The 1,104-nt window shown below is 65.0% G+C and carries 1 protein-coding gene; it reads right to left on the bottom strand.

What is annotated here, in order from left to right; all coding sequences use genetic code 11:
- On the bottom strand, positions 1-1,088 hold a 1,088-nt coding region (locus QR64_RS14050; RefSeq protein ID WP_052227311.1), incomplete at its 3' end, for a cupin domain-containing protein.
- Positions 1,089-1,104 lie beyond the last annotated feature (16 nt).

Raw genomic sequence — 1,104 nt, 5'->3', positions numbered from 1 at the left:
TGGTGTCCGTGGTTGTCGGTGTAGGCGGCTTCTTGGTAGAGGTCGAGTGCGTGCATGACGGGGAAGTCGTTGAACGAGAACAGGCACGCATCGTTGCGGTCGTCGTCGTTGGCGTGTTCGTGCCAGGCCCACGAGGGCACGCAGAAGATGTCGTTTTCCTGCCAGTCGAACCGCTGTCCGCCGATGATGGAGTGGCCGCGGCCCTTGGCCACGTGGTAGATCACCGACCCGGTGTGCCGATGCGCGAGCGTGGCCTGACCGGGACGCAGCAGCTGCATGTGCGCGCCCATCGTCGGCATGACCGAACCGCCGGTGAGCGGGTTGACGTACTCCATGATGATGCCGTCGTACGGTGATCCGTCGGAGACCTCCGCGCGGGCGAGCAACGCCTCGTAGGTGCGTTCCCACGGGTAGGCCAGCAGCGGGGAGTAACGCTTGTTCCATCCGCGGTCGGCGGGGGTGAGGATCCCGGACCCGTACTCGCGCAGCGAGGTGTTGACGACTTTTCCGGGTTGCTGATGCAGCTCCGGATGCACGGCGTAGAAGTTCGCGTCGAGTGTGTTGACCAGGGGGATGTCGAGTCCGTCCTGCCAGATCACCGGGGAGCTGGCCGAATCGTTGCCGTGTTCGTGCCAGGTGCCACTCGGGGTGATCAGGAAATCCCGCGCTCCGGCCTCGAGTCGGTCGCCGTCGACGATCGTCCATGCTCCTTCGCCTTCGATGACGAACCGCAGCGCGGAGGCTGCGTGTCGGTGTGCGGTCATCGACTCGCCCGGGTTCATGATCTGCAGTCCGGTGTAGAGCAGACCCACGGCCGCACTGAGGTCCTTGCGGCCGTCGTTGACCAGCATCACCACCCGGCGGCCGGCATCGTCACCGGAGACCAACGAGGCGGATTCGAGCACCGACGGTCGCAGCTGCTCATAGCGCCACAGCATCGGCACCGATTTCGGTTGTGGATACCACGGCTCGATGTCGTTGGCCACCGTCCACAACGCTCCGGCGCCCATCGTCTCGAGCCGGCGGTAGAACTGCACCAGCTCGTCGGTGTCCTCCACGCGGGACCGGCCGAGGATGTCTTCCCTCATATCAGCAACTCCTTCC

Origin of the sequence: Rhodococcus sp. Chr-9, from assembly GCF_000801125.1 — a bacterium.
In the GTDB taxonomy this organism is placed as follows: domain Bacteria; phylum Actinomycetota; class Actinomycetes; order Mycobacteriales; family Mycobacteriaceae; genus Rhodococcus; species Rhodococcus pyridinivorans.
Note: the sequence above shows the minus strand (reverse complement) of the source record. Positions and strands in the feature narration are given on the sequence as shown.